At 49.2% G+C, this 24,834-nt stretch carries 21 protein-coding genes and 1 pseudogene; 14 read left to right on the forward strand and 8 right to left on the reverse strand.

The annotated features are described in order from the left end of the window. Positions 1 to 211: 211 nt before the first annotated feature. A complete protein-coding gene (locus LOS79_RS09855; RefSeq protein WP_315418799.1) occupies positions 212 to 583 on the forward strand; it encodes a hypothetical protein in 372 nt (123 codons plus the stop codon). Between the two features lie 786 nt (positions 584 to 1,369). On the opposite strand, the gene LOS79_RS09860 is transcribed toward LOS79_RS09855, so the two are convergent. Continuing rightward, complete coding sequence (locus LOS79_RS09860; RefSeq protein WP_315418802.1) at positions 1,370 to 1,714, reverse strand: VOC family protein; 345 nt, start codon at positions 1,712 to 1,714, stop codon at positions 1,370 to 1,372. A 194-nt stretch (positions 1,715 to 1,908) separates the two neighbouring features. Beyond that, positions 1,909 to 2,901, reverse strand: a complete 993-nt coding sequence (locus LOS79_RS09865; protein WP_315418806.1) for a phosphotransferase enzyme family protein — start codon at positions 2,899 to 2,901, stop codon at positions 1,909 to 1,911. An 89-nt stretch (positions 2,902 to 2,990) separates the two neighbouring features. Between LOS79_RS09865 and LOS79_RS09870 the strand changes: the two genes are divergently transcribed. From LOS79_RS09870 to LOS79_RS09880, 3 genes are all read left to right on the forward strand, one after another. After that, positions 2,991 to 3,482 (forward strand): RNA polymerase sigma factor, encoded by a 492-nt coding sequence (locus LOS79_RS09870; protein WP_315418808.1) that lies wholly within the window; start codon positions 2,991 to 2,993, stop codon positions 3,480 to 3,482. Next, positions 3,479 to 4,180, forward strand: coding sequence for a zf-HC2 domain-containing protein (locus LOS79_RS09875; protein WP_315418811.1), 702 nt, complete (start codon positions 3,479 to 3,481; stop codon positions 4,178 to 4,180). The genes LOS79_RS09870 and LOS79_RS09875 overlap by 4 nt, the downstream gene beginning before the upstream one ends. Before the next feature lie 84 nt (positions 4,181 to 4,264). Then, positions 4,265 to 5,155: a sulfurtransferase gene (locus LOS79_RS09880; RefSeq protein ID WP_315418814.1), complete on the forward strand. Its 891-nt coding sequence runs from the start codon at positions 4,265 to 4,267 to the stop codon at positions 5,153 to 5,155. 140 nt (positions 5,156 to 5,295) lie between these two features. Here LOS79_RS09880 and LOS79_RS09885 read toward each other — a convergent pair whose 3' ends face one another. Next, positions 5,296 to 6,198, reverse strand: coding sequence for a hypothetical protein (locus tag LOS79_RS09885; RefSeq protein WP_315418817.1), 903 nt, complete (start codon positions 6,196 to 6,198; stop codon positions 5,296 to 5,298). Between the two features lie 138 nt (positions 6,199 to 6,336). On the opposite strand from LOS79_RS09885, the pseudogene LOS79_RS09890 reads away from it, so the two are divergent. Beyond that, a pseudogene (locus LOS79_RS09890) lies at positions 6,337 to 6,456 on the forward strand (sulfurtransferase); the annotation flags it as partial. Positions 6,457 to 6,512: 56 nt separating this feature from the next. Here the strand turns inward: LOS79_RS09890 and LOS79_RS09895 are convergent. Both LOS79_RS09895 and LOS79_RS09900 read right to left on the reverse strand, forming a co-directional pair. Then, the gene (locus tag LOS79_RS09895; RefSeq protein WP_315418819.1) at positions 6,513 to 8,330 is read right to left on the reverse strand and encodes a family 43 glycosylhydrolase; all 1,818 of its coding nucleotides are present in this window, start codon (positions 8,328 to 8,330) and stop codon (positions 6,513 to 6,515) included. A 346-nt stretch (positions 8,331 to 8,676) separates the two neighbouring features. After that, the gene (locus LOS79_RS09900) at positions 8,677 to 9,963 is read right to left on the reverse strand and encodes a hypothetical protein (RefSeq protein WP_315418822.1); all 1,287 of its coding nucleotides are present in this window, start codon (positions 9,961 to 9,963) and stop codon (positions 8,677 to 8,679) included. A 336-nt stretch (positions 9,964 to 10,299) separates the two neighbouring features. On the opposite strand from LOS79_RS09900, the gene LOS79_RS09905 reads away from it, so the two are divergent. Beyond that, positions 10,300 to 11,100, forward strand: a complete 801-nt coding sequence (locus LOS79_RS09905) for a hypothetical protein (protein ID WP_315418825.1) — start codon at positions 10,300 to 10,302, stop codon at positions 11,098 to 11,100. Positions 11,101 to 11,354: 254 nt separating this feature from the next. On the opposite strand, the gene LOS79_RS09910 is transcribed toward LOS79_RS09905, so the two are convergent. Further along, positions 11,355 to 13,211 carry a serine hydrolase domain-containing protein gene (locus LOS79_RS09910; RefSeq protein WP_315418828.1) on the reverse strand — a complete coding sequence of 619 codons (1,857 nt, stop codon included), beginning with the start codon at positions 13,209 to 13,211 and terminating at the stop codon, positions 11,355 to 11,357. A gap of 260 nt (positions 13,212 to 13,471) precedes the next feature. On the opposite strand from LOS79_RS09910, the gene LOS79_RS09915 reads away from it, so the two are divergent. Continuing rightward, a complete protein-coding gene (locus LOS79_RS09915) occupies positions 13,472 to 15,532 on the forward strand; it encodes a methyl-accepting chemotaxis protein (RefSeq protein ID WP_315418830.1) in 2,061 nt (686 codons plus the stop codon). A 317-nt stretch (positions 15,533 to 15,849) separates the two neighbouring features. Here LOS79_RS09915 and LOS79_RS09920 read toward each other — a convergent pair whose 3' ends face one another. Then, entirely contained in the window at positions 15,850 to 16,533 is a 684-nt protein-coding gene (locus tag LOS79_RS09920) for a hypothetical protein (protein ID WP_315418832.1), read from the reverse strand. A gap of 329 nt (positions 16,534 to 16,862) precedes the next feature. Between LOS79_RS09920 and LOS79_RS09925 the strand changes: the two genes are divergently transcribed. Next, entirely contained in the window at positions 16,863 to 17,777 is a 915-nt protein-coding gene (locus tag LOS79_RS09925) for an SUMF1/EgtB/PvdO family nonheme iron enzyme (RefSeq protein WP_315418834.1), read from the forward strand. Position 17,778: 1 nt separating this feature from the next. Then, on the forward strand, positions 17,779 to 18,111 hold the full coding sequence (locus LOS79_RS09930) for a hypothetical protein (RefSeq protein WP_315418837.1): 333 nt from the start codon (positions 17,779 to 17,781) through the stop codon (positions 18,109 to 18,111). Between the two features lie 7 nt (positions 18,112 to 18,118). Here the strand turns inward: LOS79_RS09930 and LOS79_RS09935 are convergent, their stop codons facing one another. Continuing rightward, the gene (locus LOS79_RS09935; RefSeq protein ID WP_315418840.1) at positions 18,119 to 18,952 is read right to left on the reverse strand and encodes a CPBP family intramembrane glutamic endopeptidase; all 834 of its coding nucleotides are present in this window, start codon (positions 18,950 to 18,952) and stop codon (positions 18,119 to 18,121) included. Positions 18,953 to 19,125: 173 nt separating this feature from the next. Here LOS79_RS09935 and LOS79_RS09940 point away from each other — a divergent pair, with 173 nt between their 5' ends. The 5 genes from LOS79_RS09940 (at position 19,126) to LOS79_RS09960 (ending at position 24,777) form a co-directional block, all read left to right on the forward strand. Then, positions 19,126 to 19,821 (forward strand): DUF975 family protein, encoded by a 696-nt coding sequence (locus tag LOS79_RS09940; RefSeq protein ID WP_315418842.1) that lies wholly within the window; start codon positions 19,126 to 19,128, stop codon positions 19,819 to 19,821. A gap of 230 nt (positions 19,822 to 20,051) precedes the next feature. After that, on the forward strand, positions 20,052 to 22,013 hold the full coding sequence (locus LOS79_RS09945) for an AraC family transcriptional regulator (RefSeq protein WP_315418844.1): 1,962 nt from the start codon (positions 20,052 to 20,054) through the stop codon (positions 22,011 to 22,013). Between the two features lie 169 nt (positions 22,014 to 22,182). After that, positions 22,183 to 23,322 carry an ABC transporter substrate-binding protein gene (locus tag LOS79_RS09950; RefSeq protein WP_315418846.1) on the forward strand — a complete coding sequence of 380 codons (1,140 nt, stop codon included), beginning with the start codon at positions 22,183 to 22,185 and terminating at the stop codon, positions 23,320 to 23,322. Next, the gene (locus LOS79_RS09955) at positions 23,297 to 24,058 is read left to right on the forward strand and encodes an ABC transporter permease (RefSeq protein ID WP_315418848.1); all 762 of its coding nucleotides are present in this window, start codon (positions 23,297 to 23,299) and stop codon (positions 24,056 to 24,058) included. The genes LOS79_RS09950 and LOS79_RS09955 overlap by 26 nt, the downstream gene beginning before the upstream one ends. A gap of 11 nt (positions 24,059 to 24,069) precedes the next feature. Then, the gene (locus LOS79_RS09960) at positions 24,070 to 24,777 is read left to right on the forward strand and encodes an ABC transporter ATP-binding protein (protein WP_315418850.1); all 708 of its coding nucleotides are present in this window, start codon (positions 24,070 to 24,072) and stop codon (positions 24,775 to 24,777) included. The last annotated feature ends 57 nt before the right edge of the window (positions 24,778 to 24,834 follow it).

Consider the following 24,834-nt stretch of genomic DNA (forward strand, 5'->3'; position numbering starts at 1 on the left):
CAGGCGTTGTATCAGTGTGTTAGTTACATAGTACACTAGTAGTTATATTCTGTAAAGTCTATTTGTGAAAAAATTCCTTAACCTGTCTGCAAACAGGCTATCCTGCCGGGAGCTCTAACCATACCATTCCTTCAGAGCAGTCATAGAATAGTATTGCAGCTGCCAGTCCGCACTGGCACTGCCAACTCATCAACACCAGGGAGGAATACACATGGATAAAGAGGTGCATATCTCGCAGACCTATCCGCGGCTGACCGTGTACAGCGAGGAGAACTACCGGGGAAGAAGCCGGATATACCGGGGTAATCTGGGTATCCGTAATACTGACAACATTCTGGACGGAATCGAAAGCCTGCGCTTTTTCTCCACCAGCAGCAACGCTACACTTGTTCTGTTCAGCAGAACCAGGTTCAGAGGCAGCTTCCGCGTGCTTCGCGGCAATCACAGCATCCGTGATCTGGACGATTACATTTCCGGTAATGATGTGGAATCTATTATTTCCACTAATCAGAGACTGACTCTCGCTCAGATCCGTAATATCCGCAATACAGGAGAACTGCCTTCCGGCTACAGGGTGATCTGATCCTTTGAAGCTGAACTGCAGCATATTAACAGCAGGAGATGGATAAAAAAACCGCTCCGGTATCCAATCCAACAAGAAAAAAGCCAGCCGATGATTGGCTGGCTTTTCTCCTGTTGGTTCAAAAGTTCAAATCCAACTTTTTCATTATAAAATTCAACTATATAGCTTGAACTGGAAAGCTATATGTTGAATTAGAATTGCTGAACGGCCGAAATTCATTCTAATGCATTCACCGCCTATCCGCGCAACAGCTTATTGTACACGATGGTTGGCGTTCACTCCAACTAAAGAAGATAAACGCGGGGGGTGGTGCTGGTTATAGAGGGCTAATGCCATCTGTCTGGTTCAAATACAATCCCAAGCTGAGCCATACGGACACCACAGCCTTTATTCGCTCAAAAAAAGTCATTTGGGCGGGCTTACGGACATGACGGCCCTTATCGGCCGCTTTTCATGGGCAAAATCCACTTTTCCGGTGAAATAACGGCGCTCATGTCCCTAAGACTGACACTCCGGTACCTTTCCGCAGGCTTAACGCCTCTCATGTCCGTAAGCTAAGCTATTACCTTGAACAACCGTTGCGTGGCTGGCTGCTTTTCTTAATGGAGGGCACATTCAACCCATTTACCTGCGCGCGCCAGCTCATTGTACATGATTTTACACTTAAAGATGAGTTTTGGACCTCCGGCCGCTGTTGTTTCCTATAAAGTTTTATAGTTCAATCTATATAATGCTTTTGGGCTTACAGAAGAAATATTAACGCACTGATACTTAGTGATCACAGCTTCACCTTCCAAATCCTAATTCATTTCCGTCCAAGTCCTTGATTGTAAATTTTTTTGTGCCCCAGGGTGTATCAAATAAGGGCTCAATAATCTCAACTTTGTCCTTTAGTTTTTCCCAAAGCTCCTCTACTTCATTAACAGTAAAATTAAGTCTCCCATGAGATTTTTCACTCTTTACTTCCATTATCGCAAAGGTTGCACCTTCTTCTGATTTAAAATCATAATAAGCAGGATTTTCAGGCGGCCAGCCGCTATCAGATTTAAAACCTATAACTTCTTCATACCATTTTAAAGCTAAATTAATATCGGATACATTAACTCTTATATGATTAAGCCTCGTTTTCATATATGTCCTCCCTTAAAATAATTTTTTATGTACGATATAAATAATAGCATATTATGCATTATTTTGAAGCGGGATTTTCGTTATTACAGGCATCAAAGCTGACGCCAATTCAAGTGTTGCAAAAGGAAAAATGACATGCACAGCTGTTGTCAGTTTGCATGTCATTTGCTATGCCAATTTTATGTTCGGCACCTCTACCGTAACACCCCGCCTTGCCTTTCCCCTCCGGCTTCACCGGACATCTGAACAATATCTGCTGCAAGCAGGACTATCTGCTCCTGCAGCACATTTACTTCATCCGTGCCTTCGAGGTAACGGGTAAGGAAATGGAGGAATACATCGACCTTCCGCAGTAGAATCAGCACGGGGATTGCTGCGATTTCCTCAGTAGAGAGTGTGATGGTCCGGCTGTATCCCCGCCAGAAATCACGGATGATCCGCTCCTCTTCCGCATGACAGAGCATCCCGGACAGGATCACTGCGGCCTCCATCGCCCGCACATCCCGGGTACAGAATTCGAAATCCAGCAGTGCAGTAACCTTCGCTCCATCCTGCGCACTCACGAGCAGATTGGAAGCATTCAGATCACCATGCACCAGCTGATGCGGCAGTCTCTCCAGCTGTTCCAGTGATCCCGCAATTCCCTCATACGCCTCAACGAGTACCTTAAGCTCCGGCAACAAGCCTTCAAGACCTTCCGGCGGATTCGAATAAAGTCCTGCAACCGCCTCACGGCTGCATAACGGGTAATTGGTTGACAGTTCATAATACGGGCGGTATACCGCTGGCAGACCGGGATCAACATCAGCCAGCGCCGCTGTTAGGCTCCCAGCTGCATCTCCGAATGACTCATAGAAGCCCGGGTCCTGCTCCGCAGGCGAATCCCCCGCAATATAGCGGAACATACAGGCGAATTTCCCCTCCCGCTCCTCCAGCCGGACTAATGTATCTCCCGTAACCACTGGAACCGGCACCGGAATCATAAACGGAAGATCCTGCAGCGCAAGCTGCTGCAGCACCGCATGCTCAAACCTGATTTTCTCCTGATCCTTATGTGTATCATAGATTCGCAGAACCGCACGGCGGTCATCTTGTTCCACGAAGTAAGTGGTGTTATTCCAGCCTCCGCTCCGTTTGGTCAATGTTCCGTTCCACTCCGGCCAGAACCGGCTTACAATAGTATTCATAGGTTAATGTCCCTTTCTCATTATAATTGGCGCAAATTATGTAACGAAGTTCCCGCAGCCGGGTCTTATCTATGTAAGGTGGTGAACATGTGGCCGAGGTAGAGCAAATCTACGAGCAATATTTTCAGGATGTGTATTTATTTGCGTTGTCCCTAAGCAGAAACACACAGATTGCCGAGGAAATCACGCAGGAAACGTTTGTCAAAGCAGTGAAGAGTATTAACCAGTTCAAAGGCAATTGTAAAATCAGTGTCTGGCTCTGTCAAATCGCGAAAAACAGCTACTTCACTTATATGGATAAGCAAAGACGCCGGGAACCCGGTGAACCGCAAGACTATCCGCAGGCAGGCAGCCTCATGCTCGAGCAAAAGCTAATCGACAAGACGGAGGCCTTGCGGATTCATAAACTGCTGCACAGTCTGAAGGAGCCCTACAAGGAAGTCTTCACGCTGAGGGTATTCGGAGAACTGTCCTTTGCCCATATCAGCGAGGTGTTTGGCAGAACGGAGAGCTGGGCCAGGGTTACCTATCACCGCGCAAGAAACAGCATACAAGACTTATTAATGGAGGAAGGCCAATGAACAAACTGTCCTGTGAGGTTGTTGAGGATCTACTGCCGTTATATCATGATGAGGTGTGCAGTGCAGCGACTAAGGAAGCCGTCGGGGCCCATTTAGCCACCTGCAGCCGTTGCTCCTCCGCACTGCGGAAGCTGCAGCAGAGCAGCAGCCTACCTTTTGAGAGGATTGCCAGAAATAAAGAGGAAGTTGCGGGTCTCTCCAGCTTTCAGGGCTACTTTCACCGCTCCAGAGTGCTTTCCTTCGTCAAAGGCCTGCTCCTGGCTACAGCCGTATGTGCGGTTCTTATTCTCGGCTACGCCGGTCTGTTCCGCTGGAATATTACCGAAGTCCCCTCCAGCGCAATCGATATTACCGAAGTAAGCCTGCTCCAGAACGGGAAGATTGCTTATCATGTAAAAGTAACCGACGGCTACGAGGTGAATCAAATCAACGGAAAAATGGAAAACGACGGAATCTTCTATATTACTCCTGTACGGCCAGTGTTTAAATCACGGAAATTCGCGGAGCTCGGGCTCGGCAACCGGTATGACACCATCGATCTTGAGATTTTAAATGCTAACCGGACGGACCCTTCTACCCGGATTAAAGCCGTCTACTATGGGCCTAAGGATGATAACCCCATCCTGATCTGGAAGCAGGGTATGGCCCTGCCGCCAGCAACTCCAACCGTTGAAGCCCAGTTCACTGAGCAGCATTAGCTTGAATAGATGCCTATTCTGCGGAGCAGTGATTTTTCCGCTATAATGAATTTCATAATGAATGATATAAAGGATGGGATACTTATGGACACGACCGTTTCCAAACGCTGGCTGCTGGCCAGACTCTATGAATCGGAGCAGACGATAGTAGACTGCCGGTTTACACTCGGCAAACCGGAGGCCGGCCGGGAGAGCTATAAGCATGAACATATTCCCGGAGCGGTCTATCTGGATCTGGAGCTGGATCTGTCCTCACCGGTAGGTGAACATGGCGGACGCCATCCCCTCCCTGACCCAGAGGTACTTGCGGCCCGCCTCTCCAAGCTGGGGATCAGCAACGATACACGCATTGTTGCCTATGACGACGAGAGCGGCATGAACGCGGCCCGGCTGTGGTGGCTGCTGCGCTACCTCGGGCATGAGCAGGTTTTCATTCTGGAAGACAGCTTCAGCACCTGGAAAGCAGAGAAATATCCGGTGACGGATCACCAGCCGATACGGGTACCGAGCACCTTCACTGCAAATGTACGGCCGCAGATGCTGGCGGGGGTTGATGAGGTTCAGGCGGTGTCGGAAAAGACCGTTGCGACTAAGGCTGAAATGGTTAACAGTGACTCCACTGCTTCCCTCTCCGCCCTGCCTGTCCTGATCGACTCGCGCGCCAACGACCGCTACCACGGCCAGAACGAGACGGTGGACAAGAAAGCCGGCCATATCCCCGGCGCGCTTAACTACTTCTGGAAAGGTACGCAAAATGCAGACGGCAGCTACAAGAGCGCCGAAGAACTACAGGAGCATTTTGCCGGACTCGATAAAGACCGCGAGGTCATCGTTTACTGCGGCTCTGGCGTAACCGCCTGCCCGAATGTGCTGGCGCTGGAGAAGGCCGGATTCAAGAAAGTGCGGCTGTATGCGGGGAGCTGGAGCGACTGGATTTCGTATGAAGAGAATTTGGTGGCTACAGGGGAAGAGTAACTACGGAGAGCCCGCGCTGAACGCGGGCTCTTTGAGCTGGAGTTAAGCCCATGCAGAATTTTTCGGAGAGCCAAACCTCCTCCTCCAGGTTCCGCCCCCATTCGTCAGTCCCGGCTAAAGGCCACTCCGGCTACCTTCCGCTACAGCTTGGTCAGCACATGAGCGCTCACAAAGTAATCCCTGTCTTCGTATTCATCATGGACGAACTCCCACAGCAGCGAAAATCTTAATTCAACTTTATAGAGCCGCATAATTTGCGGATGAACGTGGACAAATGCCCCCGGCAAGCACAAGCCTTGTTGCGCCATCTCCGGCAGATGCCCGTATATCAGGTCCAAGTTTTCCCGGAGATTTCCTCCCGTCAGCTCCAGAGTCTTAACAGCAGCCGGGCTGGTGTAGCCGGTTGCTGATATGCGCTGCAGCAGCAGAGTATCGGTTAAATGGACAATCACCCCGTCCGGTGCCAGGAGGCCCTGCAAAGATTGAAAGATGTTGATATGAATCCGTTCAAGCAGCCGATCCAGCTGAGCGCTGAATTCCGGTGTATGGGCAACCTTGTTTTTCTTCCGGTAAAAAAAGGCGGAGATGAGCTGCGTCGTGAAGCATAAATTCATGACCACGTCAAAAGGAGGCTGCAGCGGCGAGAAATCCACGTTTGGCCGCAATTCGTCAACCTTTGCTTTCAAGTCATCCGGTGAAGACACTTCCGTTCCTACTCCGGTCAGATCAACGATTGCCCGTTCGTATTTCTCCGGGTGTGCCGACTTGGCCAGAAAGCGGTCCAGCGCTTTTTCATCGATATCGACGATCGTAATCCGTTCAAATATAGACTCGATATACGAAATGGGCACATCGTTTCCGTTCCCGGCTCCGAGCAGTAAAATATGCCCGCGCCCGCAGCGGTTATGTTCCAGCGTTTGCTCCAGAACCTGCTGAATCTGATCCCGGTAGCCCGCCCAGTGCTGCCAATCATGCTGGGTCGAGTCATTTCTGAGGGTGTTGGCTTTGCGGAATTTGACGTAAGGAACATTGACTTTTCTCATAAATGGATTCATAGCGTGATTCACCTTTTCTATCTGGAATGGAGCATTAACGAAATTATATCTTTTTTGGGGCAGGCGGTAAAAGAATACTTCACAACATATTCAACTCACTGAAATTGCAGATGGATTAGGCTGAGCTCCGGCGTAAGCGCTCGCCTGAATGTGCTGGTGCTTACGATGGCCGGATTCAGAAATGTGAAGCTCTATGCGGGAAGCTGGAGTGACTGGATCAGCTATGAAGGGAATGCGGTAGCTACCAATCACCTGGAACAGGGCCCCCCATATATCCAGGGGCCCTGCTCTGATTACCCGCATCAAGGATTCAGCGATACTATGATGCGGGATACATTCGCCCCGCCATTACCGCCGCTTAGTTTAATTACGTTATTCGTGCCTGGATTCAAGCGGATCGACTGGCTGGCACGTCCCGTATAATTGGTCCAGCCGCCTGTCCCGGGCAGGGTAAGTGAATACCCGCTCCCGGTAGTGTCGCCGCTGCTGTTCAATCTAAAGGTTGCCTGGCTGTCCGCAGAAGCGTAAATTACGGTAATTGTCGCCTGGCCGCCTGCACCGCCGTTAATGCCAGTCAGCTCGGTGTAGGCGCCTGGTATATGCAGGTTCTCAACGATTCCGCCCGACCGTGTGGCCCCGCCCCCCACAGAAACGTTGCTGCCGCTCATCGGATATTCCGTATCCTGGAGCGCTTCAGGGATCCGCGATATAATGATGCCGGATATATTAGCCCCTCCCATGCCGCCGTTCAGCTTAATGCTGTTGCCCGCACCAGGATTCAAATCGATCAGCCGGCTGGTCCGGCCGCTGTAATTGCCCCAGCCGCCTGTGCCGGGCAAAGAAAGATAATAACCGTCCCCTGACGGATCTCCGCTGGCATCCACCTTAAAGGCCGCCCCGCTCTCAGCGGAAGCGTAGAGCACGGTCAGAAGCGCCTTACCGCCCGCACCTCCATTGATGTTATTCAACTGGGTATAGGAGCCTTGGGTATGCATATTCTCAATAATTCCGCCTGCGCGGCTTGCCCCTCCACCGAAGGATACATTATTGTCATTCATCGTATATTGCGATTGCTGAGTGTATTTATCATAATTCTCATTGATCAAATCGTAGTACTTGATCTCTGTAGCAGGGGAACGCGGCCCCACCGCAGGAACGCCTTCCGTGGTTTGAATGACCTTCTGAACCGTTCCATCCGGATTGAAATTCAGCTTATCCACACAGACCGAGCGCAGTGTCCCGTTAGCGGAGATTGCGGCGTTATGATACAACATATACCAGTTCCCCTTATATTCTACGACCGATCCGTGCGACGTTTCACTGCTGTTCACCGGGTCCAGGATGACGCCGCGGTTGGTCCAGGGCCCAAGCGGACTGCTGCTGGTTGCATACCGCAGCTGATTGCCGCCCGAATGATTATCCGAATACATCAGGTAATACAGGCCGTTACGCTTGAACACCCATGAGGCCTCATGGAAATCCTGCAGCTCCGTGAACTGCTTAACCTGCCCGGTTACCGACATCATGTCACTGCCCAGCTTGACGCCATAGCTGGTTCCGCCGCCGCCGGCATACAGATAATAACTTCCATCATCGTCGCGGAAAACGGCCGGATCGATGAGATTGCTGCCGGGCAGTCCTGTTATATAGCCTTGAACGGTAAAATCCGCGTCAGGTTTATTGCTTGTGGCCACCCCGATTTTCCAGGAATTGTTCCAATTGGATTCACTGGGATGAGGGAAATAGAAATAATATGTTCCATCCTTGTAAGCAGCATCAGGTGCCCACATGAAACCTCCCTCCGGACGTCCCCATGACACATCGTCAGCGCTCAGAATCTCTCCTTCATCCACCCAATCGACCATATTATCCGACGAGAAGACATGATATTTATCCATTAAATCACTGCCTCTGGAAGGGAAAATATCATGTGACGGATACACATAAATGCGTCCGTCCGCCCACACATGCGCAGAAGGATCAGCGGTAAACATACTGGTGAATATAGGGTTTCCAGATTTGATATCGGAAGCTTCGGCTGAAGCTGCAGGCGTGAGGCCGGTACTGGCGGACAGCAGCATTGCCCCTGCCAGCGTAAGGCGCATAAGTCCTTTTTTCATAAAATATTACCTCCTCTGTTCCATATAGAATTCGCGATGCGTTCCCGGCATGCAAACAAGGTGTATCCAACTGCCTGTCCGGACCAGCCGGGCTGTAATGAATTCCAATCGCCTCCCCAGGATTCGATATGGTATTTATGTAAATATATGGTCTGTTTATATTTTACTTTAAATGTAATGCTTTTATAGTAAGACATTCTTAACTTATCAAAGCCATTCTTGGCTTCTGCCTATAGCATACGGCTTTACAATTAGTCTCTGAACATACAAAACCCCGTCTCCTTCCTAGTGGAAGTGAAGACGGGGTTTTCTTTGCCGCTTTTGCTTGTCCCTGTATTTAGTGATGCTATTTCAGCAAGTATTTGCTTATGGTTTTAGGAGCGTAGCCCCTCGTAAGGTAAAGCTCGCCGTTTCCGGCATAAATGTAATTATGCCCTGCCTCATAGTCGAGCCATAAGGTGGAGAGATGATGTTTAATCTGCAGATTCCCCGGATCCAGCACATAGAAATCCTCCCTGGCCCGATCCCCTTCAAAAGTCTCCGGATCGATATCAGCCGGACGCTCCTGCCATTGATACTGATTCTCTACAGTGATCTCACCCGAAGGTGTTATCCGGAAATTCCAGTCATTGTCGCCGGTTTCACCAATCTGCTGCTTGCCGAGCAACTGATTATCCTTGCTGTACAGACGGTACACATTGTCATTCCGTACCAAATAATTGTTCCCTGTTGTATCGATCTGATCGCCCTTGTTAAGCGTCCGTACCCATTTCTTCTTGCCGTTCGCATCATACCCGATTAACACCCGGCTGTTCGTGCTGTCCATTTGAATCAGAAAAGACCCTCCGCTAAGCGGCTTCACTACAAGATACGGGTTAATTAGCGATTGGGGAACGGTATAGGTAGCCAGCGGTGTTGTCAGGGCCCCCAGGCCCCGGTATACGCTAATGCTGCTGATATTATCTTTATCATTGGTAATCGTATGCGCAATGTAGCCGTTAGGAAACACCTCTAACCAACCCTTGGCCCATTTATTCGTCAACTTAAGCTTGCGGAGCTGCTTCCCTTCCTGATTGTATTCGGTAATATCAAGAGAAGCCTTATTCATGTTTACTAAGGTACGGATAACAATATTCCCATTGTCGAGCACTACCGGCGAGTAAGACCCGGTTATATATTTTGTCCATTTCAATTTACCGTTCGGATCGACTGCGGTGAGATCATAGGGAACTCCCCCTCTATTTTTGTAAAAATAGCTGTAGCCGCTACTCGTAGTATAGAAGTGATGAGCAGTAAACGGCTTGTCATTAGCCATGTCGGAATAGTCATATACCCAATTCGCAGAGCCATTCACACGATCGACGGATGCGTACAGCATACCGGAAGACTTCTTCTGGGTTGCCGAAACAGTAACTGTCTTAACCAGCGGAATAAACATCCGCCCCTTGCTCTGTAAGCTGTCGATTGTGCCCCAAAAGGTGATTCCCTCCGGCAGAGTGTAGCTCCATTCCGGCTCCGGCAGCTGTTCAATGACCTTCCCTGCGGCCGCCGAACGGCCCGGAGCCAGCACCTGCACGGTTAGCAAAAGCAGCAGTATGGCAGCAATAAACCTGAAACGTTGTAACGATTTCATACACCTATCCCTCTTTTTCTATGTAATCATATTTGCCCCATTATATTATTATCAAGGGATGAAGGGCCAGGTAATAAGTGGTATAATCTGCATTGCCTGCTTAGCTGTAGAATTGCCAGAATACAAACTTGAAGCGGAGGATTCTTACGAACAGAAGATGTCCTGATCACCTACGATCAGCTAGGGCAGGGCTAATCTGCCGCTGATTTTCTTATCTTGACCATGATCGATACGCTATGCTACTATTTATGTAATATAAAGGCAATGCAACCTAAGGGTTCAACCTCGCTATTAAGCGCGGTTGAGCCCTTTTGCATTTTACTTATCAGGAGGCGGATGATGATGACCAAAAAACAATTACTGTTACAAAGACTCGATGAGATTGGCAAAACACTTGAAGGAACAGGAAATGTACTGGCTTTGATTGGGCTTGGCTCTGTTGGAACCGAGACTGAGCGCATAGATGACTATTCAGATCTCGACTTTTATGTAATTGTAACTCCCGGTACTAAACAGAGTTTTATTGACCAACTGGATTGGCTTGAGGATACCTGTCTCTTAGCTTACTCTTTCAAAAATTATGATTTCGGCTATAAAGTAATGTTCGAGGATGGGATTTACGGAGAGTTTGCGGTATTCGAGGAGTCAGAGCTTGACAGCGTCCTATATACTGGCGGCAGGATAGTCTGGAAGCACCCAGCTTACATGAATAACAGGATTGCTACAGGCCAGGCGGCCATCCCCTCCATCAAGTCCTCCTCCATCGATTATGTCGTAGGGGAAGCGCTGACCAACCTCTATGTCGGGCTTGGCAGATACGCCAGAGGCGAGAAATTATCTGCTTTAAGATTTATCGAAAGCTATCCGATTGACGGATTACTTTCTGTACTACACTTATTGGAGCCGGAGATGCCTTATTTTCCGGATGCCTTTGGGAATGAAAGAAGAGTTGAACAAAGATTCCCCCAATTTGCAATAGTGTTAGGCAGTATGCTGCAAGGGTATGACAGAATCCCGGAATCCGCGATTCATCTGCTGAATTACCTCGAAGAAATATATCCGGTTCATCCAAGAATGAGCTCAGAGATCAGAGCACTTGCCGAACATTGTAGACTTGGAACCCAACAATCGGGATGAAATTTAATGCCGGGATGGACGGATACATTAACCGCTTTAGACTCTTTCGCTTAATTACTGACATAAAAAATGCACCCTAGAATTCATCGGATAAACGAGGGGTTTATTCCAAATGTCGATTCTAAAGGGTGCACTTCAGCCTCATAACAGTGGAGACGGGGCATTCTTTGCCGCGTTTGCTTGTTCCTGTACTTAGAGGTCCCACATTTGACAGCTAGGATGGATTCTATGTAATCATATTGTAAATTGCCTGCCTAGCTATAGAATTGCCAGAATACAAGCTGGCTGACCAGGATAACCATCATTCCCGCTGGCAGAATTATTCCATACTTGGTACGTGCAATTGCAGCAGACCCGTTCTTCTTCCAGGAAATCAGCAGTGCGGCCAGGAACACTACAGCCAGCCCTGTCAGACCATAGTTAACCATAATCTGCGGATACACTTCAGCATAGGCACGTTCATTGTTGCTGAGCATCCTCAAGGCCAGAACCAGATTATTCACTATAATGCCGGTACCCGTTAAGGTCAGGCCAGCAGCCAGTTTACGTGATGCACGGCGTGTTCCGGCTCGCCGCTTGTTGAGAATTGCCAGCACCAGCAATACAAACGGCGCGATAATAAAATAGGCGACGGCCAAAACCGCTAATCCGGCACATATGAGCAGCACCGGCATTGATTTACTGGCAGGCAGCGGCAAATAATCAGTCGTATACACCGAAACCGCCTCTACCTTACCGGCACTCACCTTGGCATACAGCATGGGCCAGGCATCAAGCGCCGAGTCTCCGCTCACCTTCTCATAGAGGTAAGGCTGAACCTGCCTATAGTTGCCCGTCATGCCTGCAAGTGTTACCCGGAGCTGATCTCCTCCCTGGGGTTCAAGCTTCATCAGTGTAAGGTAAGGGAACAGATTCATGAACCCATGCCCCGGACGCCGCGCGGCCATGAATTTACCTTGAACCTCTGATACCTCCGGCAGATCTGCAATATTTGTCTGCTCACGTGTACCTACTATCGCTTTAGTCAGGCCATGAACAATATGGGATTCACTTGCCTGATTGGTCATAATCACAATCGCAAACCGGTCTTCAGGCACGATTTGCAGATTGGTGGCAAAGGCAATGGTATTCCCGCCGTGGCCAAGCGTCCGGTGCACTCCGGGATATTCCCAGAATCCATGTGCAATGCCCGGCATGCCTTCAGCGGAGGTATAGCTCTGGCTCAGCATCGTCTCCAGCGTCTCCGGCTTCTTGAACAGAGGGGACTGCTCTCCGGCTGCCGGCATGAATGCCATCGCAAACTTAGCCAGATCCTCCGCAGTGCCGTTATTACCGCCGTTCGGGTACATGGACATATAATTCCATGATCCTTGAGTAAAGGAACCTTTCCCTTCCAGGAAGTAACCCTTAGCTTTATGCTCCAACAGCTCCGGGCGGTCCTCCACGACAGAGTATGCAATGGAATTCTTCATGTCCAGGGGATCAAAAATATGCTGCTGAACGTATTCATAATAAGGCTGGCCGCTGATTCTCTCTACAATATACGCAGCCAGTGAGTTGCCATAATTCGAATAGGCCACAACCTCGCCAGGTCTGTATAGCTGTGCGGGCTGGGCAAGCTGCAGTCCCTCTTCCAAGGGCCGCACTTCCTCAGGAGATTGATAGGCCATGTCGAACATATACTCTTCAAATCCGGCATTATGGTTCATCAGATTGAGCATGGTTATAGGATCATCATATTTCAGCTTGGTCAGGAAATTATCCGGCAGCAGCTTGCGGATATCTTCATTCAGATCAATTTTACCTTGTTCTTCTAACTGCATGACGGCTGTCCATACTGTAAGTTTGCTGATCGAGCCCCACTCCATTACCGTGTCCGGCGAAACAGGAATCTGCTGCTCCACATCGGCGTAGCCGTAGCCCTTGGACAGAACTACCTGGCCATCCTTCACCATAACAACGGACGCGCCCACCGAATCTTGTCCTATGTACTCTTTTACGTAATCGTCGACAAAAGCCGCCAAGCCGGACAGCGTTATCCCGGAAGGCGTTGCTTCGCCTGTTTCACCGTTAACTTTCTGTTCTGCAAATGCTGTGATACTACCCGACAAAAGTAATAGTACCGAGAACACAAGGGTAAATCCTTTTCTTAACAATAATACCTCTCCTTTAGTTGAGTAAATTCCTGCAGTTCCTCTATTCTAACAAAAACTTTCATATATAACCGTAAAAGATTGTAATCGTAACGATAGCCGGTTGAATATTCATCAGGAGAACGCAAAACGGCTATTCTTATTCTAAAATAACACCGTCAAATTTCCGACATATTATCTTAGAGCCTGCGCTCAAATATATATTCGGGAGATGACCTATGTCACAGCTAATCAAAAAACGGTCAATACGTTCATCCAGCATTGCCAACACCTTGGCCCTCGTACTGCTAGTCATCATTCTGGTCGTCTTCTCGGTTCTTGGTACCTTCATCTATTCTAACACCCGGAGTATTCTCGTTACCCAGCAGGAAAATTTGCTTGCGACCAAAACACAGGGTATTGTCAGCCAATTTGATGCGTTATTTAAAGAGAAAGGCTCACTCGTCAAACAAATGTCCACGAACAGTATTTTCAGGCAATATATTGAGAGTACAACTGCCGGCCAAGTGACTACTTCACCTTTTGCGGCGGCTACTATAGCAACGCTTGCAGAAATTGTAAAAGCAGAGCCGTCCTTTGCCGATGCCTGGATCGCAGGCATATCCGGCAAGGGCTATTTTCTCCAAAATGACGGTGTCGGCTCCAAGCCTGATTTTGATATCCAGTCACGCCCCTACTTCAAGCCAGCCTCTGAGGCTGACGGTTTGTATTATTCCGAGCCTTACGCCGATGTTAACACCGGCACTATGCTCATGGGAATTTTCTATCCTATCAAAAATAACAGCAATCAGCTGATCGGCTTTATCGCTGCAGACATTGCTTTTAATGACATCCCGGCTATTATGCAGAGCTACTCCTTGGGAAGTACGGGTTATTCCATTCTGGCTACCCGCTCAGGGGATATTCTGTATCACCCGGACCAGGCGAAAGTCCTACATGAAAAAATCAATGAGATTCCAGGGGATCTCGGTACAATCGGCAAAAAAATGGTCAACGGCGACAGCGGCGTACAGCTGATTCATGATAATGGGGAACCCCGTTATATCGGTTATGCTACCAGTAAGGATACCGGCTGGTCTGTCGGCCTGACTATTACTCAGCAAGAGGCGCTTAGCGAGTTACAGTCTTTTACGAAGATTACAGTCGGCGGATTTGCTGCAGCAGCGCTTCTGCTGGTACTCATCTGTTACATCACACTCCGTTACCTGCTACGATCCATACCAAGACTGCTTAGCGCAATTAAGCAGATTGAAAACGGGGATTTGACGGTTCAGCTGAGTGAACATTCCGGCAACGAAATCGGGCAAATTGCCCAAGGTATTTCCGCCATGGTCCAGAAGATTCAAGGCATGATTCAGGTGATCAGTAATACTACCCAGGTTCTTACGCAATCTTCCGGTAACCTCCAGGCTATATCTGCAAAAACGGCGGTAACCATGAATGAAACAGCAACGGCAATCAATGAAATTGCGAACGCTACAAATTATCAGTCAGCTGAAGCAGAGAGTATTCTGCACAAAACCGGTGCATTGTCGAGCCAGATCAACGAAATTACCAGTGATGCGCAGGCCGTAGAATCGATGGCACAAATTTCTGCACAGCTGAGCGAATCGGGTCTTGCTTTGGTTGAACAGTTATCTAAAGCAGCAGAAGACAATCACCAATCCACCCAAGCGGTGTCCTCGATAATAGAAGCGATTGATCAGAGCCGTAATGAGATTACGGGCATCGTGGGGACCGTTAATCAAATTGCTACCCAGACCAACCTTTTGGCGCTGAATGCTTCTATAGAAGCTGCACGTGCAGGTGAACATGGCAGAGGGTTTGCCGTCGTTGCCGGAGAGGTACGCAAGCTTGCTGAGCAGACGGCACGGGCCACTCAGGAAATCTACACAAAAGTAAGCAGCATAGAAGAGAAAACCATAATTTCGGTAGAACACACTAACAATGGCCTTAAGATTGCTGAGGAAAATGCCAAATCCGTAAAAACAGCGCATGAAGTTTTCATAAAACTGAACCAAGACCTGGGGGCATTAAAAGTGAGGATGACTCAGATCAGCAACAACACCTCCATTATCCACAAGCATAAGGATGATATTTTACAGGCCATCGAAATCATTTCTTCCACTACAGAGGAGAATTCTGCCTCCACACAGCAGGTTAGTGCCAATACCCAGGAACAATTGGACAGCACCCTGCAGATAGCGGAGTTATCCAGACAATTAAGCGAGATTTCGCAAAAGCTGGAGGAAGAGCTGCAGCTGTTTAAGGTCGAGTGAGCCGGCTGGCGAATTATTGTTACATCAAAATAAAGAACCCGCATCTGGTGCGGGTTCTTCGTGCCGGGATTGCGCCCGCAGCTGCACAATGTATTCGGTTTTCCGCATACATTTGGCCCGGATACCCCCGCAGCTGCACATTGTATTCGGTTTTCCGCATACATTTGGCCCGGGTCCCCCCGCAGCTGCACATTGTATTCGGTTTTCCGCATACATTTGGCCCGGATACCCCCGCAGCTGCACAATGTATTCGGTTTTCCGCATACATTTGGCCCGGATACCCCCGCAGCTGCACAATGTATTCGGTTTTCCGCATATCAAACCAAATCTGGGCTTTGGAGCGAACCGATATACTCATAATAAATAATTCGCCCGGATGCCCCTCTGGCCACAGGACGGAATTTCCCTTTATCCGCCAGCAACCGGCAGTATTTAATGACAGTAGTAATATGCAGTTCCAGTTCTCTCGCGGCATCAGCCGGGCGAATCACACGATGATGACGGATGGCTAACCGCATCAAATCACGTTCAATTTTTGAATAGGATCTATCAGCGCTTCTATTCACGGTTATGCCTGCTGACAAATAAGGAGACAGGATGTTCCGCAGCGCAGAGAGGATGAAAGAAGGGTTATCCTTCAGCTCATCCAGCGAAATATAGAGCACCGTACAGTCTTGTGACTGTAGAAAAAGTCCGCGGTTCAAATCCATCCTGTACTTGCTCCGGTCCGTGCCATGCGAGCCAAAATCCATAATTTCAAATGCGATACGCGAGGCGCCCACCTCCCACAGGATATCGACGAAATAAGATCTGCCGCGCCAGTCCTTAACTTCATATTCCGGATGAAGTCCCTGAAAATGACCGGCCAGCGGCCACCACACTTGTTCGGCAAACAAGCGGTTCCCGTAGCCATGTCCACGTTTTAGCGCATCCAGCCGCTCTCCCCTTCTTCTTTTAAGATGACTACATAACCATTGATCATGCTCACTATCAAAACCCATTTACATCCCTCGCTCTACATTGAAATTGGTGTCAGAATGCACAAAACCCCGCCTCCTTCCAGTTGGAAGAGAAGACGGGGCATGCTTTGCCGCGTTTGCTAGTATCTTTACTTAGTGTGCCACTTTCAGCTGGTTAACACAATACCACACTTGCAATAAGATGGATAATTCAGCAGTGCCAGCATAGAATCGGACAAAGCCATAAAAATCAGCATACCGGGTTTATGGAGTTCCCAGCCCCTCTGCCGGATTGCACGCAGTCAGCCCTGTCCGTTACAATAACTGTAAGTAAACACAGCCCATTCCGGCTTACGAAAGGAGACTTCATTATGCAAGCATGGAACCGCGCCTCATGGGAGACATTGACAACGGACGAGAAAAAGGACGCGATGCAAGAACTGCTTACACAGCTGCCGGCAGGCTTCAGATGGCTGCGGATGGAGACATTTGCACGCTACAGGCAAACCTTGGAGACGGGTGTATTCACCTTTGAAAACAGCGAATTCGTGTTTATACCGGGTGATACGGTCACACTGGGCCGTGAGGAACCGGAGGTTCACCCGCATGCACAGATGTCCCCTGTCCGCGAAGCCGTCGTTAGCCCGATGCTCGTGCAGCGCCACCCCGTTGCGGCAGGCTGGTATGAACTGCCGCTCGAGAAGCTGGACCCGCAGGAAGATGCGGAGCTGATCGAAGAGATTGAACAGTTTCGTCATGCCCCGCACAGCAGTCTGGAAGTCTCTCAATCTTACCGGCTGGAACGGGATGGCGGGCAGGTGGTCTTATTTCTGTTCGACGGCAGCGGGACATTTGAAGAATGGTGCGAGGCGGAGCTACCGGCGGGTTTCGATTTGCCGGACGAAGACGAATGGGAATATCTGTACGGCGCAGGTACCCGTACTCTATTTCCGTGGGGCGACAATATTGACGAGTCCATGCGCTTAAGACATGTACATGTCCGCTCTGAGATCAAAGATTCACGCCCGTACAGTCTGGAACTGCCGAACGCGTTCGGCCTCTGTTTCCCCGGCGATCCCTACAAAAAAGAGCTGGTCCTAACACCCGGCGGCATGACCGGTAAAGGCGGTGACGGCGGCTGCAATCTGCACGGCGGGCTCGGCATACATATCGGCTATTTGCCGACCGCCACCGCTTTCCGCGATCCTTACGAAAGTGAGCTCGATTGGACGGACCTGCTGGATTGCCTGGTCTACCGGCGTATCGTAAGACTACAGGAGGGATGAAATGAACAGACTATTTTTGCTGACGCTGATTATATCTTTTATAACAGGATGTTCTAATGAAAGCTCCACCAGTTATCCGAGTGCAGTCGCGATGAACAATATTGTATATGGATTATCCAGCACAATTGTAGAGGATCAGGATGTTGGTGAAGAGATCGGCCGGATCGGACAAATCTCAAGCCCAATGCCGGTAAATAACGGGGATTCCAATGATGTCCCCGTGGGGAGTTCGTTACACAAGATTATTGGTGAAGATACGGACGAATCCATAGCAGTAAAAGTCAATGGGAAGTATTATAGAGCATCTAAGAGTGGCCCGCTTTCAGGCAAATAAAGGTACATTAAGAGAGTGCCTGCCGTGTTCTTATGAAGCGAACCATCAAGCCAGCCCCCACGTACAGTAAACTTGTCAGTATACCCGCAATGGGGGATATCAGCCATTCTTTTCCCGGAGCAACCATTATGTATCCGTCAATCACAAGAGGATTAATTAGAGCATCTTCCACTGAGTGCATTATAATACACGGCCAGATAGATCCCGTAACTCTGAATAGTTCGACAAACAGGACTGACCAGCAAATCATATTCACAATTGCCACCGCAGCAAAGGTTACCTTATCGACGGGCAGGACAGTATATAAATCTGAGGAAGGCAGGAACACCAAATAGTACGGAATGTGCCAGCCTCCCCAGATGAAACCGGAAATTCCGTAAACCAGCCAATCCTTAAGCCGCAGCTGTACAAGCTTTGAAGTCAAATACCCGCGCCATACCGCTTCCTCAAATATATTTTTTATAAATTGCCCGAGCAGCAAACCGAGAAACACACCTGTGAAGGAAGGCATTGTCCGGTAGTTAGACATATCAATCCAACCCAGCAGACAGCCTATTAATAACACGCTCACAGTAACAAGCGGAAAAGCAAACAGAGCGGCCAGATACCACCTCAGGTTGCCTCTTAACCGGGGACGAATTCCTGTATCCTTCCAGCCGTCTCCTGCAAAAGAACGCAGCAAAAGAACTGCCAGCAGCGGTAAGATCAGCCATAAGCCCATGCCCAGCGTATCTCCCTCGGGCTGATCCTTAAGTACACGGTCCAGAAGCACACCCATCCATCCACTAGCGAGTACTGCAAAACTGAACAGGATTAGATTACGTTTCGATAAACGATCCATTGAAGTCATCCTTCTTGTAATTAATTATTTGTCTTATGGCATAAACTATGGTATCTATTGTAAGACGAAGAACATAATGCTACCAAGGGAGAGGTTATTTCATGTGGGATCGTTCAGAACTAAAGCGAAGGGCGAAAAATGTACTACGCACATCGTATTGGAAGGCTTTTGTGGTGAGTTTGCTTCTGGTTATTCTTGGAGAAGGCGCGGGGATTCCCAGCTTAAACCGTACATGGGAATCGTCAGGTCGTTCAGAGCTGTCCAGCTACACCGCAGACATAGATTGGGGTATATTAGGACCTTTTCTAGTAATCGCATTATTCATAGTCAGTATTATCGTGATCATTAGTATTGCCTTCTATATTCTGATCGGATCACCTCTTACAGTAGGGGCAATGCACTATTTCAAGCGATCCGCCGAGGGCGAAGTCCGGATGGGCAATGTAGGCTATTCATTTAATAAGGACCGGTATTGGTCTATTGTTCTCACTATGCTCTGGAGAGGTTTTTTGAATTTCTTATGGTTCCTGCTGCTGATCATTCCCGGAATCGTCAAAGCCTATGCGTACAGTCAAGTCCCTTACATACTTTCGGATAACCCGAACATCGGATATAACCGGGCCGTAGAATTAAGCAAGGAAATGACCAGAGGTCATAAGTTCCGGATGTTTGTGCTTGATTTGAGTTTCCTGGGCTGGATTCTGCTTGGCCTGCTGGCACTCGGGATCGGTGTATTATTTGTCCAGCCTTATATCAATGCCACAAAGGCTGAGCTTTACCTGGAATTGCGCCATAATGCGCTTACGTATAATTTGACCAATGAACATGAGCTGCGGTTAGCACCGGCAGCACCGGCACCCTATTTCTAGAATCAGCAGCTGCTAATTAAGCATGAAGACCCCGCGCCCGGCGCGGGCTTTTTATGTTGTCCCGGCCTACTTGCCACCAGCTGCATCAGGTTACGAGAGCTCTCCGCCCGGCACAGATGTTATAATACTGTATACGAAGCAGCAAAATAATCTGGTAACCTCATCATTATAAGGCTGATTTGAACAGCATATGGAAGGAAGAGACTATTTCATTGATAACAAATGTGAATGTGCAAGAGCACATACTGATCTGGAACTGTGCAACACTCAAGGTCATGGATGTACGGCATATCCGCATTCAGACCGGTACGAAAGCGCGGCCCTACCTGCTCCCTTCCAGCGCGTTTCTATATGTTACCCATGGCAGTGCAACAGTAAGCCTGGATGGAAAGGAGCACCATGCGGGGCGGTTCTACATGCTTCACGGGGGTAAGGGAACCTGCCTTGAAATCAGCTTAACAGGCGACTCCTTTCACTATTACCTGATTTTCTATAAGGCCTCCCTCCCCCTGGCTACAGGGCGGCATTCCCCCCGGTATTCGGACCAGCAGCTGCCCTTTCACCACCAGTACGGTTTTGTCCCGCTCCATCCGGCGATCCTCTACGAGCTAGCTGAGCGGATGCAGAATGAATGGAGGATACAGGAACGATTACAACAGCTTCATGTCAAAACATTGTTCTATCAGTTTGTATATGAGCTGCTCCGGCAGATGGATCAACAACAGGTCAGCATTGCCAGGCCTAATCTTGCTTCCCAAATTATACGCTATATGCAGGAGCATTATGCCGAGCCGGTGACCAGGGAAGCACTTGCAGGCATATTTCACTACAGTGTCCCCTATCTGTCCAAGCATTTCCGGCGCGAAACCGGCAAGAGCATTATCGATTATTTAATCAGCATCAGAATGGACAATGCCGGCAGGCTCCTGCAACAGTCTGATCTGACCCTGCAGGAAATTGCGGTAAGTGTCGGATATGCAGACGTATCCTATTTCATCAGAATGTTCAAAAAGGTTACCGGTGTCACACCGAAGCAATTCAAAGAGGCGTCCGGACAACCAGCGGCAGGTTCTCATCGTCCTATTAACAGGCACCGATCCTCCATTGTTCCGCTCAGGCTTCGTCATTATATTGATATCAGAGATGATAATCATTATCAATATAGCCAAAAAGGAGAACTACCGATGTATAGAAGTAAATTGCCTTTAGCCGTTACTTTACTGCTGTGCCTGACGCTGCTGCTCAGCGCATGCTCCAGACCCGGGAATATCAATGGAGGAACAACTACCGGAACTGCATCAAACCCGGCTGTAGGAACTGAGAGTAATACAGGCAACACAGCGCCTGGAAATATAACAGCCGGCCCGGAGCTGGTAACTTATTCAGCAGTTAATGGTGATGTGCAGATTCCCAAGAATCCTCAGAGAATCGTAATGGTAGCCGGAGCGTTCACCGGGCATTTACTGGCGCTTGGCCTGAAGCCTGTCGGAACCGGCGACGAATCCTTTAACAGCTATACAGAAGGAAAGCTGGATGATGTGGTTAATATCGGCAATGATGTGCCCTACGAGCAGATTATCGGGCTTCAGCCGGATTTAATTGTTGTGTGGAATGATCCGGAAACGATTGAAAAGCTGTCTAAAATTGCTCCAACGGTAGCTGTAGAATACGGAATACCTTTACGCGAGCAATTAACGGATTTCGGGAAAATGACCGGAAGAGAAGAGCAGGCAAAGGCCTGGATCGCTGAGTGGGATGCAAAAATCGCCAAATACAAACCACTCGTGGAGCAGGCGGTAGGTGACCGGACGGTATCAATCTTTGATTCAGGAAGCGCTAAGGAATTTTATGCCTACGGCAGCTTTGGCAGAGGCGGAGATATTATTTATGGCGAGTTCGGGCTGAAAGCCCCGCCGATTATTCAGAAGGAAGCGATTGACAGCGGCCAGGGCTGGACCAAGCTGTCGCTTGAGCTGCTGCCGCAATATGCAGGAGACTATATCTTTATCAGCGGCTGGACAGGTGATGAGAATGCCGCTTCAATTTTTGAAGGCAGCCTCTGGGATAACCTCCCTGCTGTCAAGAATAATCATGTTTACCGCGAGAACAGCCGCGGCTTTGTGTTCAGTGACCCTGTATCACTGGAGGCCCAGCTTCAATTTGTTGTAGACAGCTTAACAGCAACACCATGAGCCAAGAAAATATAGTATAGTTTCGAAGATGAATCACACAGCTCTATTAATTAGACAAGGCCCGCGGCACACGCGGGCCTATTTATTTTACCCCGTTCATTAATTTTGCCTTCTGTTGCCATAGCAACGGAGCCAGCATACATACTCTGCTATACTGGCTTAAATGATATTGATTATCATTATCATTATAGAAAGTAAGGGGGCTACGGTTGAATTTACAGCACAGCTGATCAGCAAGGGGCAGCTCCTGCCCTTCACTACCAAACTATCTTCTGAAAGGGACTTTGATATGAAACGCAAATCTGCATATTCTATTATCTTCAGCCTTCTATTCAGTCTATCCTTTATTCTAAGCGCCTGTACCCAGCAGAAGGAACAACCGTCCGCTGAACCCGCCGCTGCTCCTACGGCCGCTCCGCTGGAAGAGATGAGCATTAAGGTCGCAGGACCGCCCTCTCCGCCTTCCCTGCCGATTCTGAGAATGATTGAGTCCAAGGCACTCGGCGATTCTGTCACAGTAGATTTCCAGGTCTGGGAGTCCATTGACACGCTTACTGCGCTGGCTAACGATAAGCAGGTCAGCTTCCTGGCCCTGCCGCTGAACAATGCTGTGGTGATGTATAACAAGGGTATGGATCTTTCCCTGATGAACGTCAACACCTGGTCAGTAATGGGCATGGTCACAACAGATCCTGCAGTCCAGGGCTGGGCGGACCTCAAGGGTACGACGCTCTATGTGCCGATGAAATCCTCGCCGGTTGATTATATTACCCAGACTTTTTTGAAGCAGAACGGGCTTGAGCCTGGAAAAGATGTTACGCTGCAGTATACTCAGCTTGCGGAGGGAGCCCAGCTGTTATTGTCCGGCAAAGCCTCTACCATCGTCAGCATCCAGCCGCAAATCACCGCTATTCAGATGAAAAATGATCAGGTACGCTCCATCGTCGATTATAAAAAGGAATGGCAGCAGGTTACCGGATTAAGCACAGATCTGCCTAATGCAGGTCTTGCCACTAAGCAATCTGTCATTGCCAGCCAGCCCGAGCTGGTTGCCCGGTTCCAGGAGGAGTATCAGAAGGCGCTGCAATGGACGCTCGACAATCCCAAAGAAGCCGCGGAGCTGGCTAACAAGTACTTCAAGCTTGATGCAGCTGTGGTTGAACAGGCCATCCCGCATATGGCACTGGACTTCGCTTCCGCTTCGGACAGCAGAGAGGTTCTGACAACGTATTACCAGACGCTGATGGACTATAGCAAGGACAGCATTGGAGGCAAGCTCCCCGATGAACAGTTCTATTATCAGCCTTAGCAAGAAAGCCGTCTCCCTGCTGATTCTCTGCCTGCTGTGGCAATTTGCCGCCATGCAGATGGACCCGTTTGTTCTGCCCGGGCCGCTTGCTACGCTCCGTACTTTTTTGCACTATTTTGCGGACCCGGAATTCTATTATGCTGTCTGCCGGACCCTCTACAAATTGCTCGCAGGCATGGTTATCGTGCTGCTGCTGGGCGGCAGTCTGGGTCTGTTGATTGGAATCCGCCGGAGCTGGAAGCCGTTCCTCGAGCCTGTCATTGACATGATGCAGTCCATCCCTCCGATTGCCTGGCTGGGTATCGCCATCATTTGGTTCGGGCTGACGGATGTTCCGTCTATTTTCATAATCGTTTTATCTACTACACCTGTTCTCGTTGTGAATCTGTATGAGGGCTTTGCCTCCATTGACGGAAAACTGCTGCGGATGGCCCGGGTGTACCATGTGCCGCGCAGGAAGGTCATGCGCCATATTATTCTGCCTTCCCTAACGAGCCACCTGAAGTCAGGTATGATAACAGCAGCCGGACTGGGCTGGAAGCTGGCGGTGATGGCTGAGCTGCTTACCTCCACCGACGGAATTGGCAGCCTATTGTCCGATGCCCGGACGAATCTGGAGACGGACCGGGTGTTTGCCCTGGCGCTATTTATGGCTGTCTTCTGGAATGTGATCAAAGCGTGCATTATCTATCTGTTCCGCAGCAGAGCAGGTCTGCCCGCTCACTTGAATAAATAAGGATGAGACCAATGCTTATAACACTGCAAGAGGTATCCAAAAGTTATTCCGGGATCCGTATCCTGGAGAAAATCAGCCTTACGGTGGAAGCGCCTAAAATCACCTGTATTCTAGGTCCCTCCGGCGCCGGAAAATCAACGGTTCTGAATATCCTGTCTCAGTCCGAAGCTGCGGATACCGGCGGGGTTATAACGGGGCCGGGGCTGAAGCTTTCCTATGTGTTTCAGGAGGATTGTTTACTTCCGTGGTTTACAGTGAGTGAGAATATCGGTTTTGTTAAGGAAAATGAAGCAGGCGCAGCAGCGGAAATTGCCGGATTCCTGGAAGATGTCGGTCTCTCCGCTTATGGTGATCATTATCCCCATCAGTTGTCTGGCGGGATGCGCCAGCGCTGCTCGATTGCCCGGGCATTCTATCATGGCGGCAATGTGCTGCTGATGGATGAGCCGTTTCATTCCCTCGATTACCATCTGCGGTTTGATCTGGTCAAGAAGCTGATTATGCTCTGGGAGCGTAAGCTATGTGCTGTAGTTTTTGTAACCCATGATATTGATGAGGCGCTGCTGCTGGGCGATGAGATTGTCATTCTGGCCCGGCATCCGGGCAGGATTGTAAAGCGGATCGGGCTTAACACCCCGCAGCGCAGCAGGTCCCTGAAGGACCCGGAGCTGACTATGATCCGCGCGGATATTCTTGATCAGCTGCTAAGTGTACAATAGGTGAACGAGCATCAGTGAAATGCGGTAGTTCATTTACTTTTGGCTGCAAAGCAGTTA

The sequence above is a fragment of the Paenibacillus sp. MMS20-IR301 genome (genome assembly GCF_032302195.1).
In the GTDB taxonomy this organism is placed as follows: Bacteria; Bacillota; Bacilli; order Paenibacillales; family Paenibacillaceae; genus Paenibacillus_AQ.